The organism is Deinococcus aetherius, from assembly GCF_025997855.1.
GTDB lineage: Bacteria > Deinococcota > Deinococci > Deinococcales > Deinococcaceae > Deinococcus > Deinococcus aetherius.
Genome location: NZ_AP026560.1, coordinates 2122234 through 2134940, shown reverse-complemented (window position 1 = coordinate 2134940; position 12707 = coordinate 2122234). Strand labels below are relative to the sequence as shown.

The following is a 12707-nucleotide window of genomic DNA, read 5'->3' as shown; positions in this document are numbered from 1 at the left end:
CCGCGCTGGTACAGTTCGGATACGACTTTGCACCCCTGAAAACGTGTCTCGGACGGCAAAGCTGGCGCGGCTCGTCACCTGTTCACCATCCGCCGGGACGGGTACCCTGCCCCCATGCGCCTCGCCTCCCTGACCGCCAGCAACTCGGACATCCTCGCCGCGCTGGGGGTGGCGGGCCGGGTGGTGGCGGTGGATCACCACAGCGACGCTCCCGGGCTGGATGGTGCCGCGCGCGTGGGCCCCGACCTGAATATCGACGTGGAGGCGGTGCGGGCGGCGCGACCCGACCTCGTGCTGGCGAGCCTGAGCGTGCCGGGCATGGAGCGGGTGGTGGTCGGGGTGCGCGCGGCGGGCCTGCCCACCCTGGTCCTCGACCCGGTGAGCGTCCCCGACACCCTGCACGACATCCGCGAGATCGGCGTGGCGGTCGGCCTCCCGGAGAGGGGAGAGGCGCTCGCGGCCCGGCTGGAGACCGAGTTGCGTGCCCTCGCCCGTCCCTTCCTGCGCCCGCCGCGCGTGCTCGTCGAGTGGTGGCCCCGGCCCATCATCGCGGCGACGCGCGACTCGTGGGTCACCGACCTGCTGGGGACGCTGGGGGCCGCGAACGCCCTCGCCGACCGTCCGGGCCGCAGTTCCCCCCTCACCCTGGAGGAGGTCCGGGCCGCCCGCCCCGACCTGATCGTGTGCTCGTGGTGCGGGGCCAGAAGGCTGCGGCCCGAGGTGATCGAGGCGCGCGGCCTGGGCGTGCCCGTCGTCTGCGTGCCCGAGAGCGGCCTGGGCCGCCCGGGTCCCCGTTTGATCGAGGGGGCGGGTTTGGTTGCGGCGGCGCTGGCGGGCCTTCGCCTGAGCTAACCCTGATTCTCCCACCCCAGCAGGGCGCGTAAGCCCCGCAGGCACTCGCCCCGGTAGCTGGCGAGGTCGGGCTCGGGGTCGGCGAGGAAGCGCACGCTCAGGCCCTCGACGAGGGCGCGCAGGAGTCTGGCCCGCTCGGCCGCCCCCTCCTCCCCCCCCAGCCGCGCGACTTCGAGGTCGAGGGCCAGCGTCTCGCGCTGGAAGTCGCGCTGCACATTCATGAGGGCCGGGTCGCGGGTGGCGGCGGCGAGAAAGTCGAGGGACACCGTGTAAAAGCGCCGGGTGTTCTCCACCCCGTAGAACTGGTTCTCGACGTAGGCGCGCAGCTTCGCTTCCGGAGTGACCGCCTGCCGCAGGGCCCGCCGGGTGACGGCGGTGATCGTGCGGGTAAATCTGCGCATGACCGCCGCGAGCAGCCCGGCCCGGCTCCCGAAGTGGTAGGCGAGTGTCCCCTTGCTGACCCCCGCGTGCCCGGCGATGTCGCCCAGGGTCACGCCCGCGTAGCCCCGCTCGTAGAGGGCGAGGTACGCCGCCTTCTCCAGCGCCGCGCGCCGGGCCCGGTCCTGAATGGGGTTGACGCTGCGGGCCATAGGGGAGAGGGTAGCAAGTCCCCGCCCGCCCGCTCCGCCAGGGAGCGCAGTCGGTGGACTTCCCGCTACAGGCGCAGAAGGCAGAGAGCAGCAGGCCAGGGGCAGGTGCCCAGGCTTTTCTGTCTCCGGGGGGCCAGGCGTTCCTTGGCCCTGGGGGAGCGGGCGGGCTGGTCACACGCTCCCTCACCCGTTGCTTCGCAACACCCTTTCCGCTTCGCAGCTTTACAAGTCCCACCGGGGGAGAGGGTCAACAGCGCGAAAACGTCAGGCCACCAGCAAACCCGATCTGCGCACTTCTGTCACAGACATCCTGAACCCGGTCGAGAGAAAAGCCTGCTTTCTGCCCTCCTGGGTGCTTCCTTTCGTGGGAGGTCTAGTTCGCCAGGTAACGCAGGAATTCCCGCATCGCGTTCACGCACTCGCTCGCCTCGTGCTGGGCGCTGCTGCCCGTCACCGTGCGCAGGATGCCCGAATCGCTGAGGTAGAGCTGGCTGATGCGGTAGGCCACCCCGCCGTCCTCGTAGGTGTAGGCGGCGAGGACGGCCCAGCCCCCCGCCCGACCCACGGGCTGCGTCACCACCTCGCGCACCGCGCTCTTGCCCAGCGAGGCCTGAAGGCGTTTGGCGAAGGCGAGGGCCTTGTCCTGGGTGTCGAAGGTGGGAAAGGCCTGCCCGTGCCGTTCCTCGCGCAGGAGGCAGGCGCCCGCCGAGTCCGTCCAGACGTTCGCGTTCCCGTCCACGGGCGTCCAGCCGGTGAAGGGCACGATCAGGGCCCGCGCGGGAAAGGCGAGCAGCGCCCCCAGCAGGCCGAGGCGGAGGAAGACGTGGCGGGCGACCGGGGAAATCGTGACACGCATCCCCGTGACTGTATCAGGGCTTGCCTGACAACGGTGACCGTCCTCTCATCGCGTCGGTCGGCCAGCCGCGAGGGCGTCCAGCCGCGCCTCAAGCCCCGCCTTCACCCCGGGCCACTCGCCGCTCAGCACGCTGAACATCACGCTGTCGCGGGCGTAGCCGTCGGGCCGCACCTGAAATTGCCGCAGGGTGCCCTCCCGCACCGCGCCGAGCTTGGCAAGCGCGCGCAGGCTGCGGGCGTTGCGGGCGTCCACCTTGAAGTGCACCCGGTTCGCCCCCAGCCGCTCGAAGGCGCGCGTCATCAGGAGCAGCTTCGCCTCCGGGTTCGCGGTGGTCCCCTGTGCGGCGGGCACGAGCATGGTGCCGATCTCCGCCCAGCGGTCGGCGGGCCTGACCTCGCTGTAGCTGATGCGCCCGACGGCCCGCTCCCCGCGCAGCACGGCCCAGTTGATGCGGCCCGGCAGGGCGTTCAGCCGCGTGATGTACGCCGCCCAGCCCTCCTGGGTGCGCGTCTCCGGCCCCCCCCGCGCGAGGAGCGCGTAGGTGTCCTCGTCGGCCCCCGCGTGCAGGTCGGGCGCGTGCTCCTCCGCCAGAGGCACCAGGGAGATATGCCGCCCCGTCAGCGTCACGCGGGCCAGCCACTCGGCGAGCGGGGCGGGGGGAAGGGGACTCTGCGCGTGCGTCACCCCCCCACCGTAGCCCGACCGCCGCCAAAAGCAAACGCCCCGCCACCTGGGGCAGGGCGCGGGGAGCCTTCTCGGCCTAACGTGGCGAGGGAACGGGCGCGGCCCCGTCCGGCTCGTCGTCCCGGCGCGGGGGGAAGGCGGGCGGCTGGCTCACCCGCTGGCGCCCGCTCAGCGCCCGGCCCAGCGTCACCTCGTCGGCGTACTCCAGGGCGCCGCCCACCGGCAGGCCGTAGGCGATGCGGCTCACGGTCGCACCCAGCGGTTCGAGCAGGCGCTGGAGGTACAGCGCGGTCGCGTCCCCCTCGACCGTCGTGCCCGTCGCCAGGATGACCTCCATGCCCTCCTGCACACGCGGCAGCAGGGGGCGGATGTGCAGCCGGTCCGGCCCCACCCCGTTCATCGGGCTCAGGACCCCGTGCAGCACGTGGTAGAGCCCCCGGTACTCGCCGCTGCGCTCGATGGCGATCACGTCTCCGGGCTCCTCGACCACGCAGATCGTCCCCTGGTCGCGCGAGGAGTCGCTGCACACGTCGCACAGTTCCGCGTCCGTGATGTTGAAGCAGACCGGGCAGGTGTGCAGCTCCCGCTTGGCCGAGAGCAGCGCCCCCGCCAGCCGCTCGATGTCCTCCCTGGGCTGTTCGAACAGGTGAAAGGCGAGCCGCTGCGCACTCTTCGGCCCGATCCCCGGCAGCCGCGAGAGTTCCCGGATCAAGGCCACCAGCGAAGGCGGGTACTTCATGCCCGACCTCCCTGGCGACCGGCGACTGGCAACTGGCGACTCCCCATCAGAACCCGGGAATCCCCAGCCCGCGCGTCGCCTCCTGCTGCAAGGCCTCGGCCTTCGCGTTCGCGTCCTGAAGCGCGACGAGCAGCAGGTCTTCGAGGGCCTCCACGTCGCCCGGGTCCACCGCCTCAGGCTTGATCTTCAACCCCGTCACCTTGCCGTGCCCGTTCATCGTGACGGTGACGAGCCCGCTCGCGGTGCCCTCCACCGTCTGCGCGGCCAGGTTCTCCTGAATCTTGGCAGCGGCAGTCTGCGCCTGCTGCATCTGCTTCATGAGCTTCTTCATGTCCATAACCCGCCCATTCTACCGGGGGCGGGGGACGGGGAACGTGGGCTGTGGAGTTCCGGACGGTCTTTTCCACGGGCGACGGGCCACAGGCCTCACAGCGCCGCCGTCCTCGCCCCCTTCGCCCGCCGGTAGAGCTGCGCGGGCCGCCCCACCCCGCTGCGCCGCTCCCCGCTGGCGGCGAGAATGCCCTGGGCCAGGATGCGCTTGCGGAAGTTGCGCTTGTCGAGTGAGCGGTCGAGAACCCCCTCGTACACCGTCTGGAGTTCGGGGAGGGTAAAGGCGTCGGGCAGGAATTCGAGCGCCAGGTTGGCGTACTCCAGCCGCAGTTGCAGCCGCCCTATCGCCCGGTCGAGAATGGCCGCGTGGTCGAAGGCCAGCCGGGGCGGGTGGTGGGCCGGGAACCAGTCGGCGCCCAGAGTGTGCCCGCCGCCCGTCACGCGCACGGTGCCGTGCGGCAACACCGCAAGGTGCGCGACCGACACGATGCGCCCGCGCGGATCGCGGCTGGGCTCCCCGAAGGTGTAGAACTGCTCCAGGTGCCGGGGTTCGAGTTCCACCGTCGTCTCGGTACGCAGCTCGCGCAGCGCCGCCTCGTGCAGGGCTTCTCCCGGCTGCACGAAGCCGCCGGGCAGCGCCCAGTCGCGGGCGTGGGGCAGCTCCCCGCGCTGAACGAGCAGCACGCGCAACTCCCCCGCGTGCATCGCAAAGGCCGCCACGTCCACGGCCAGCCCCACCCGCGTGGCCTGCGGCGGAAGCGAGAGTGTCCCCATGACACAAACTCTAGGCTTCGTGTTCCCCGAACGTCAAGGAGTAAGTGTAGGCCAGGCCCATCGTGGAAGCCCTTCCACACGGGCTTCCGGGGAAGATTAGGAGAAGAGCCGGGAGGGGCGGCGCTCTGCCGGATGGACGCGAGCCCAACGCTTCGTGAGAGGCACCCTCCCGGAAGGCGCGGGCCGCGTGGTAAAATGCACCGTCATGCCACAGAAGGCGTGTGAGCCGTCTGCCCGCCAGCGCGCGGGGGACGCGCGGAGGTGATCACAATAGCGAAAGAACACAAGGTCAACGAGCAGATTCGCGTTCGCCAGATTCGGTTAATCGGCGCGGAGGGTGAGCAGGTAGGCATCATCGACACGCGCGACGCCCTCAGCATGGCGCGTGAGAAGGGCCTGGACCTCGTGATGGTGAGTCCCCAGGCCGTGCCGCCCGTCTGCCGCCTGCTCGACTATGGCCGGTTCCGCTACGAGCAGCAGCAGAACGAGAAGGAAAACCGCAAGCGGGCCCGCGCTCAGGAAGTCAAGGCAATCAAGTTCCGGGTCAAGATCGACGACCACGACTTCGACACCAAGACCGGGCACGTGCGCCGCTTCCTGGAGGAGGGCCACAAGGTCAAGGTCACCATCATGTTCCGTGGCCGCGAGCGCACCCACCCCGAACTGGGCGAGCGCATCCTGCACCGCGTCGCCGAGACCCTGGCCGACATCGGCGCCCCTGAGGGGATGCCCAGCATGATGGGCATGGACATGAACATGATCATGGCCCCCAAGGTTAGCGCGGTCCCCCGGCGCCCCACCGAGCCCAATGAGAGCGGCGTCGCCATCAACGCCTGAGCCGCACGTTGGCCCCCTGGTCCACCTCCGGGTGGGCCTTTTTTGTGGCGCCCCGTTCCTGTTGCAGGTACACCTCACAGAAAAGCTCAGTTTATTTTGTAAAGTAAGGGTGCGGGCTTCGAGCCCCTTCCCGATTCCAAACCCAGGAGGTCCCCCATGATCAAGATGTACACGACGAGCTGGTGCCCCGACTGCCACGCCGCCAAGCGCGCCCTGAACTCCAAGGGCATCGCCTACGAGGAGATCAACATCGAGCAGGACGAGCGGGCGGCCGAATACGTGATGAGTGTGAACGGCGGCCGCCGGAGCGTGCCCACCCTCGTTAGCGGCGACGTCGCTCAGAGCCTCAGCGGCTTCCGCCCGCAGAAGCTCGACGCTTTTCTGGCGGCGGCCGGGCTCTGAGTTCGGCATCCCGGTGAGGGGCGGTTCCCAGGTGGGGCCGCCCCTTTGCCTTGGGTATCCTCGCCTCCCCTGAGCCTTTCCCCTGGCGTGAGGGGTGGTCCGTGGGGGAGGGCTACCCCCTTTCCCGCCTCCCTGCGTCCTCTTTGGCTCATCGTGGTGGTCCTCCAGCTGCCCTACTACACCACGGGCACCGCCCAGATGGCCGCCGGAGAGTCCCTGTCCGGCCTTCCCCTGGTCAGCCTGATCCTGTCCGCCGTGTACGGCCTCGCCACGTTCCTTCCCACGCTGGCGGTCAATATCCGCCGCTTGCACGACACCGGGCGCAGCGGGTGGTGGTATCTGATCGCCTTCGTGCCGCTTGTCGGCGGCATCGTCCTCCTGATCTTCGCGGTCATGGACAGCCAGCCCGGGACCAACAAGTGGGGGCCGAACCCCAAGGGCGTGGGGAGCGCGGCGGGCAACGCGGCCTGGTAAGAGGCGGCGACGAACGGCGGCTCGGCTTCGGCTGGGCTTTTTCTTTGCTTTCTTTGCTTTGCAGCCCTGCAAGTCCTGTGCCGTGCGGGAGTGCGGGAGACTGCCGCATGGCCCCGCTCCTCGTCCGCCCCGCCACGCCCGCCGACTTTCCCGCCCTGCGCCCCATGCTGCTCGACATGGGCTTCGTGGAGGACGAAACGGCACTGGCCGCCCGCTTTCCCTCCTTCTGCCAGAGGGAGGACTTCGCCTTGCTGGTGGCTGAGGACGAGGCGGGCAGGCTCCTCGGGCACGCCGCCGTCCACGATTACGGCCCCCACCTCCGCTCAGGGAATTCCGGCCGCACTGCCAAGCTGGACGACCTCTACACAGTTCCGGATGCTCGAAGGCAGGGTGTAGCCCGGACCCTCATGTGCGCGGTGGAGGATTGGGCCCGCGCCCGGCCCCTGCGCTACGTCTTCTGGTATGCGAACGAGCACAGCGCCACGCCTGCCTACGAGCGGATGGGCTACCGGGCGGCAGAGGCCGGGCAGGAGGGCTACCGTTTCTTCGAGATCGACCTCGGAGCCCCAGACACGCGCACCCCTCATCCCCTGCGCGGCTCGTAAGCGTGTCGGCGGGTTGCCGCCTGTCCGTCCCGCCCGCTATCCTGCCCTCATGTGCGCCCTGCCCCCTCACTCCGGTCTGGTGAGCGTCGGCGTGGGTGCAAGGCGAATGCCCCACCTGCCCAGTCTGGTCACGCGAACTCCCGGCGCCTGAGAGCCTGCCCACCCGCTCTCAGGCGTTTTGCTGGAACGCGTCCAGACCGGGCCTTTTCATGCCTTTTGCAAGGAGCCACCCATGCACGTCACCCTCCCCGACGGAAAACAACTCGACCTGCCCGAGAAGGCCACCGCCCTCGACGCCGCCAGGGCCATCGGTCCCCGCCTCGCCCAGGACGCGCTGGCCGCCTCCGCGAACGGCGACCTCGTGGACCTGATGACACCCCTTCCCGAGGGCGCCAGCGTCAGCCTGATCACGAAGAAGAACCCGGCGGACGCCGCCCCCGTCTTCCGCCACTCGCTCGGCCACGTCATGAGCCAGGCGGTCGGCGAGTTCTACCGCGCCAGGGGCTACGGCCCCGAGGCGGTCAAGCGCGGTGTGGGCCCCGCCATCGAGAACGGCTGGTACCAGGACTTCGACCTCCCCGAGCCCCTGCGCGAGGAGGACCTGCCCGAGATCGAGCGGATCATGCGCGAGATCATCGCCCGTGAGTTGCCCTTCTCCCGCCGCGAGGTGAGCAAGGAGGAGGCGCTGGCGCAGTTCGCCCACGACCCCTACAAGGGAGAACTCATCCGCGACCTTTCGGGGGACGAGCCCATCACCCTCTACCAGCAGGGCGACTACGTGGACCTGTGCCGGGGCCCGCACTTCCCGAACACGGGGAGGCTCCCGACCGCCTTCAAGCTAATGAGCACGAGCGGCGCGTACTGGCGGGGGAACGAGAAGAACCCGATCCTCCAGCGCGTGTACGGCGTCGCCTTCGCCACCGGGAAAGAACTCGACGAGTACTTGCACAACTTGGAGGAGGCCAGGCGGCGCGACCACCGCCGCCTGGGCAAGGAACTCGAACTCTTCACCATCGACCCCCTCGTGGGCAAAGGGCTGCCGCTGTGGCTGCCGAATGGCACGATTCTGCGTGAGGAGCTGACCCGCTTCCTGCGCGAGCAGCAGTTCCAGCGGGGTTATCAGGGCGTCGTGACGCCGAACATCGGCAACCTGGACCTGTGGCGCACGAGCGGGCATTACCAGAACTACAGCGACAGCAACTTCAGCCCCATCACCGTGGACGATGAGCAGTACATGCTCAAGCCCATGAACTGCCCTTTCCACATTCGCATCTACGCCTCAAAGCCGCGCTCCTACCGTGACCTGCCCGTGCGCCTCGCCGAGTTCGGGACCGTCTACCGCTACGAGCAGTCCGGCGAGCTGAACGGCCTGACCCGGGTGCGGGGTTTCACCCAGGACGATGCCCATCTCTTTACGCGGCCCGACCAGCTCAAAAAGGAGTTTCTGGACACGCTCGACCTCACGGTGCTCGTGCTGCGGACTTTCGGCCTAACCGATGTGCGCTTCCGGGTAGGCACCCGAGACCCGGGGGACAGCAAGTATGTGGGCAGCGAAGAGAACTGGAACACTGCTGAAGCTCAAATCATCGAGGCGACCGAGGAGGTCGGGCTGCCCTACACCGTCGAGCCCGGTGACGCGGCCTTCTACGGCCCCAAGCTCGACTTCGTGGTGAAGGACGTGCTGGGCCGCGAGTGGCAGCTCGGGACGATCCAGGTGGACTACAACCTCCCCGAACGCTTCGACATCACCTACACGGGCGAGGACGGCCAGGACCACCGACCCGTCATGATCCACCGCGCCCCCTTCGGAAGCCTGGAACGCTTCGTGGGCATCCTGATCGAGCACTACGGCGGCGACTTCCCGCTGTGGCTCGCCCCCCGGCAGATCGTCCTGATCCCCATCGCCGACCGCCACAACGCCTACGCGGAGACGCTGGCGGGAGAGTTCAAGTCGGCGGGCCTGCGCGCCGAGGTGGACGACTCCACCAACCGAATGAACGCCAAGGTCCGCAACGCCGAACTCGCCAAGATTCCCGTCATGCTGGTCGTCGGCGACCGCGAGGAGGAGCGGCGCGAGGTCAGTGTTCGCGAGCGCACCCCCGAAGGGCACAAGGAACGCAAGGGCGTGCCCTTCGACGAGCTTCTGGCCGAGTTGCAGGAGCGGTACCGCACGCGCATCTGACGTTGGGAAGGAAGAGGGGACCGTCCACGCCGGATGGTCCCTTTGCCCGTCCCGCTACGACCCGGCCTGCCCCTCTTCCGCCAGCACCGTCTTCAGCAGGTCGGGCCGGTCGGTGATGATGCCGTCCACGCCCATGCGGATCAGGCGGCGCATCTCGCACGGGTCGTTGATCGTCCAGACCTGCACGGCCACGCCCCGGCGGTGCATGGCGTGCACGAAACTGGGCGTGACGACTGTGATGCCCCCCGCCCGTACCGGCACCTGGGCCACGCGACCGGGCAGGCGGGCCTGCCGCGCGAGTCCTACCTTACTCAGCAGCACCAGGGGGCGTAACTCGCGCTCCGTCATGCTCGTGGCGACCTCGGGGCACTCCTTTCGGAACTCGCCCAGCGCCCGGTCGCTGAAGCTCGCGGCGATCACGCGGGAGGTGGCCCCGGCCTGCCGCAGGGCCCGGCAGAACGGGGCGGCGACGCTCGGCGTCTCCTGCTTGAGTTCGACCGTCAGGAGCGTGTTCGGGAAGGCCGCCAGCACCTCCGAAAGCTGCGCGACCCGCACGCCCCGCCCACGGTAGGGGAAGGTCCGGCCGCCGTCCGGGGAGAACCTGTCCCCGGCGTCGGCGGCGAGGACCTGCCCGAGCGTCATGTCCGCGATCCGGCCCCGCGTGTCCGTCAGGCGGTCCAGGGTGGGGTCATGCGACATCACCAGTTCGCCGTCACGGGTGGCGTGCATGTCCATCTCCAGCATGTCCACCCCGAGGCGGACGGCGTGGCGGTACGCGAGCATGGTGTTGCTGGGCCGCACCCCCTCGCCCCCCTGGTGGGCAATGCTCAATGTGCGTCCCTGGAGGAAGGGATTGGGGGGCGGGCTCGCCGCCTTGCATCCGCTCAGCAGGAGGACCAGCAGGGCGAGCAGCGGGCTTCTCATGGCCTCCAACTCTACTCGCCGGGCAGAAGGGCGAGAACCTCGCCCAGCCCCAGCTTTACAGCCCCGGGGGGCCGTGCTAAGATTCCTTCCGCTGGCAGGAAGGTTGCCTCCAGCCGCTCCACCCAACTTGCTTCACTGGGGCACAGCTCCACCGGCCTGGCCCATCCCTTCCGGCAAGGCGCTGTAGCCAAGTGGTAAGGCAGAGGTCTGCAAAACCTCGATTCACCGGTTCGAATCCGGTCAGCGCCTCCAAACCTTCATGCCAAAGCCTTCATGACAGTACAGCCCCGGTACAGACTCGTAGCTCAGGGGTAGAGCACTACCTTGACACGGTAGGGGTCAGCGGTTCAAATCCGCTCGGGTCTACCACAAAGGCGCCCTCTGAGAGGGCGTTTTTCCTTTTGGAGTTTCTCTCCGCCCTTCAGGTTCACCCCTCCGGCCCCGGGCGGCTTCACCTCAAGCGGCTCGTCGGAGTTCTGCATGGGGGTGAGCAGGGCGGCCGTGCGTCGGTCGCCCCCGCCCTCGATCACCCCGATCAGCCCTGAGCGGCTACCGGGTCTTCTCCCCGTGCCCGGCCGCTGGCCCTGGATGCGGCAGATCAGTTCCTCCAGGCTCTTGCGTCCGAGCAGGGTGAAGTCGACGCCTTGCGGCTTTGCAGGTCGGCACGACGATCCGCGCTCGCCGTGGCTCCCGAGCAGCGCCCGGAGAATACGGCTGGGCCGCTCCCTGCCGTCCGTGGGCCGTCTCCCCGCTGTGGTTTAACGCTAAATTAAGCCCATGACACCAGAGCCCTCTTCAAGTTTCGCCGCGCGTCCCGGTCCGCAGGGGACCCCGGGAGCAGCGTCATGACTGACCAAGAGGGAAGCTCACCTCCCGGCCGTCAGGGTGTTCCCGTGGCGGAGGTCGGGACTCATCCGCAGCCTTCCGGGGGGACGAGGGGACCCTCCCTGTTCGACGGGGCGCCCGTCGCCTCCTTCCTGCTGGACGGCCAGGGGCGGATTCTGGAGGTCAACCGGCGCGGCGGCGCCCTGCTCGGGTTCGACCGCGAGGCGCTGCTGGGCCAGCCGCTCGGCCGGTTCGTCGCCCCCGCCTCCCGGCCACCCCTCGACGCGCTGCTCAAGAGGGTCCTCGACGCGCCCGCCGTGCAGAGCGACGAGATCGAGGTGCCCGGGGCGGAGGGCACCCCCCGGGCCCTGCTCCTCGACGCCGTCGCCCACGGGGAGAGTGGCTGCTATCTCGTCGCCACCGATGTCACGCCCTACCGGGAGGCGCAGCGGGCCCTGCAGAGCGGGCACGCGGACCTGAGCGGGCAGCTTCGGGAGCGCACCGCCCGGGCCCGCGCCCTGAACGAGGAACTGGAACACGTCGTCACCAGCTTCATCCGGCAGCTTCAGGAGCCGACGAGCCGGGCGATGAACGTCCTCGGCCTGCTGCGCCGCGCCCTGGGCGAGCCGCCGGAGGGGGTCACCCGGCCGCTGCTGCACATCGAGCGGGCCTTGCAGCAGATCGTCGCGCTGTACGAGTCGGTGGACCGCTACATGCAGGCCCGGGGGCTCCAGGCCCGCATTCGCCCGGTGGACCTGAACGCCGTGCTGCGGGAAGTGCTCAAGGACGTGCGTCTCCTGCTGGCCGACCGCAACGTCCAGATCACCCACGACCCCCTGCCGGTCGTGCAGGGCGACAGTCAGGCGCTGTTCCTGATCCTCAACGAGTACATCTCGAACGCTCTGAAGTTCACCCGGACGCGCGAGGAGGCGCGGCTGCACATCCTGGTCGAGGAGACCGACTCGGCGTTTCACATCGGTGTCCGGGACAACGGGGTGGGCTTCGACCCGCGCGGGCAGGGACGCCTCTTCCGGCTCTTCGAGCGCCAGCACCCGTCCAGCCGGTACGAGGGGTCGGGGCTGGGGCTGGCGGTCGTCCGGCGCACCTGCGAACGCTTCGGGGGCCGGGTCTGGGGCGAGGGGCAGCCGGACCAGGGGGCGACCTTCTGGTTCGCGTGGCCCAAGCGGCCCGTCGTGCTGGAGTAGCGGGGCAGCGGGGCGGGGGAGGCCCCCTCCGCCCTCACGCCTCCCGGTCCAGCGCCTCCACCGCCCGCTCGCTCCAGGCCCGCCCCTCGTCGCCACCCCACAGGAGCCAGGCGATGTAGCCGCGCGAGGGCTTGCCCTGCTCCTCCGTCTCGCCGAGGTTGTCGTGGGCGTGGCGGGGGAAGTACTGGGCGATGTGGCGCACCTGCTCCTCGGTCACTTTGCCGCCCGCCGCGAGGAGTTCGGCCGTTCCCTCGCCGACCTCGGTGCCGCCGTAGCCGTACTCCTCGCGCAGCCCCAGGCCCTTTCTCGCGTTCTCGCGCACGTCCTCGGGAATCGTCAGGTCCACCGCCGCGTTCTTCGCCATGCCCCACCCTGACAGGCGGCCCCGCCCGTGTCGGTAGCCCCTCACGCTATCGGAAGGCTCTACA

15 protein-coding genes and 2 tRNA genes are annotated in these 12707 nt (G+C 69.6%); 9 read left to right on the top strand and 8 right to left on the bottom strand.

The window, feature by feature from the left end; translation table 11 throughout:
- Positions 1-114: 114 nt before the first annotated feature.
- A complete protein-coding gene (locus DAETH_RS10725; protein WP_264774890.1) occupies positions 115-852 on the top strand; it encodes a helical backbone metal receptor in 738 nt (245 codons plus the stop codon).
- Here the strand turns inward: DAETH_RS10725 and DAETH_RS10720 are convergent.
- The 6 genes from DAETH_RS10720 to DAETH_RS10695 form a co-directional block, all read right to left on the bottom strand.
- The gene (locus tag DAETH_RS10720) at positions 849-1442 is read right to left on the bottom strand and encodes a TetR/AcrR family transcriptional regulator (protein ID WP_264774889.1); all 594 of its coding nucleotides are present in this window, start codon (positions 1440-1442) and stop codon (positions 849-851) included. The two genes, DAETH_RS10725 and DAETH_RS10720, sit on opposite strands and share 4 nt — an antisense overlap.
- 373 nt (positions 1443-1815) lie before the next feature.
- A complete protein-coding gene (locus DAETH_RS10715; RefSeq protein ID WP_264774888.1) occupies positions 1816-2298 on the bottom strand; it encodes a hypothetical protein in 483 nt (160 codons plus the stop codon).
- Positions 2299-2343: 45 nt separating this feature from the next.
- Positions 2344-2982, bottom strand: a complete 639-nt coding sequence (locus DAETH_RS10710; RefSeq protein WP_264774887.1) for a GNAT family N-acetyltransferase — start codon at positions 2980-2982, stop codon at positions 2344-2346.
- Positions 2983-3058: 76 nt separating this feature from the next.
- Positions 3059-3721, bottom strand: a complete 663-nt coding sequence (recR, locus tag DAETH_RS10705) for a recombination mediator RecR (RefSeq protein ID WP_264774886.1) — start codon at positions 3719-3721, stop codon at positions 3059-3061.
- Between the two features lie 46 nt (positions 3722-3767).
- Complete coding sequence (locus tag DAETH_RS10700; protein ID WP_264774885.1) at positions 3768-4058, bottom strand: YbaB/EbfC family nucleoid-associated protein; 291 nt, start codon at positions 4056-4058, stop codon at positions 3768-3770.
- 89 nt (positions 4059-4147) lie between these two features.
- Positions 4148-4825, bottom strand: a complete 678-nt coding sequence (locus tag DAETH_RS10695) for an NUDIX hydrolase (RefSeq protein WP_264774884.1) — start codon at positions 4823-4825, stop codon at positions 4148-4150.
- Positions 4826-5086: 261 nt separating this feature from the next.
- Between DAETH_RS10695 and infC the strand changes: the two genes are divergently transcribed.
- The 5 genes from infC (at position 5087) to thrS (ending at position 9325) form a co-directional block, all read left to right on the top strand.
- Positions 5087-5662 carry a translation initiation factor IF-3 gene (gene infC, locus DAETH_RS10690; RefSeq protein WP_264774883.1) on the top strand — a complete coding sequence of 192 codons (576 nt, stop codon included), beginning with the start codon at positions 5087-5089 and terminating at the stop codon, positions 5660-5662.
- A 156-nt stretch (positions 5663-5818) separates the two neighbouring features.
- Positions 5819-6064, top strand: coding sequence for a glutaredoxin family protein (locus DAETH_RS10685; protein WP_264774882.1), 246 nt, complete (start codon positions 5819-5821; stop codon positions 6062-6064).
- A gap of 153 nt (positions 6065-6217) precedes the next feature.
- Positions 6218-6538 (top strand): DUF805 domain-containing protein, encoded by a 321-nt coding sequence (locus DAETH_RS10680; protein WP_264774881.1) that lies wholly within the window; start codon positions 6218-6220, stop codon positions 6536-6538.
- Positions 6539-6645: 107 nt separating this feature from the next.
- On the top strand, positions 6646-7143 hold the full coding sequence (locus DAETH_RS10675; protein ID WP_264774880.1) for a GNAT family N-acetyltransferase: 498 nt from the start codon (positions 6646-6648) through the stop codon (positions 7141-7143).
- Positions 7144-7375: 232 nt separating this feature from the next.
- Positions 7376-9325 carry a threonine--tRNA ligase gene (gene thrS, locus DAETH_RS10670; RefSeq protein WP_264774879.1) on the top strand — a complete coding sequence of 650 codons (1950 nt, stop codon included), beginning with the start codon at positions 7376-7378 and terminating at the stop codon, positions 9323-9325.
- A gap of 54 nt (positions 9326-9379) precedes the next feature.
- Here thrS and DAETH_RS10665 read toward each other — a convergent pair whose 3' ends face one another.
- Complete coding sequence (locus DAETH_RS10665) at positions 9380-10249, bottom strand: glycerophosphodiester phosphodiesterase (RefSeq protein ID WP_264774878.1); 870 nt, start codon at positions 10247-10249, stop codon at positions 9380-9382.
- 177 nt (positions 10250-10426) lie between these two features.
- Here DAETH_RS10665 and DAETH_RS10660 point away from each other — a divergent pair.
- The 3 genes from DAETH_RS10660 (at position 10427) to DAETH_RS10650 (ending at position 12279) form a co-directional block, all read left to right on the top strand.
- Positions 10427-10501, top strand: a tRNA-Cys gene (locus DAETH_RS10660).
- A 42-nt stretch (positions 10502-10543) separates the two neighbouring features.
- A tRNA-Val gene (locus DAETH_RS10655) sits at positions 10544-10618 on the top strand.
- Between the two features lie 476 nt (positions 10619-11094).
- Positions 11095-12279, top strand: coding sequence for a sensor histidine kinase (locus DAETH_RS10650; protein WP_264774877.1), 1185 nt, complete (start codon positions 11095-11097; stop codon positions 12277-12279).
- 34 nt (positions 12280-12313) lie between these two features.
- Here the strand turns inward: DAETH_RS10650 and DAETH_RS10645 are convergent, their stop codons facing one another.
- Positions 12314-12643: a DNA-binding protein gene (locus tag DAETH_RS10645; RefSeq protein WP_264774876.1), complete on the bottom strand. Its 330-nt coding sequence runs from the start codon at positions 12641-12643 to the stop codon at positions 12314-12316.
- Positions 12644-12707 lie beyond the last annotated feature (64 nt).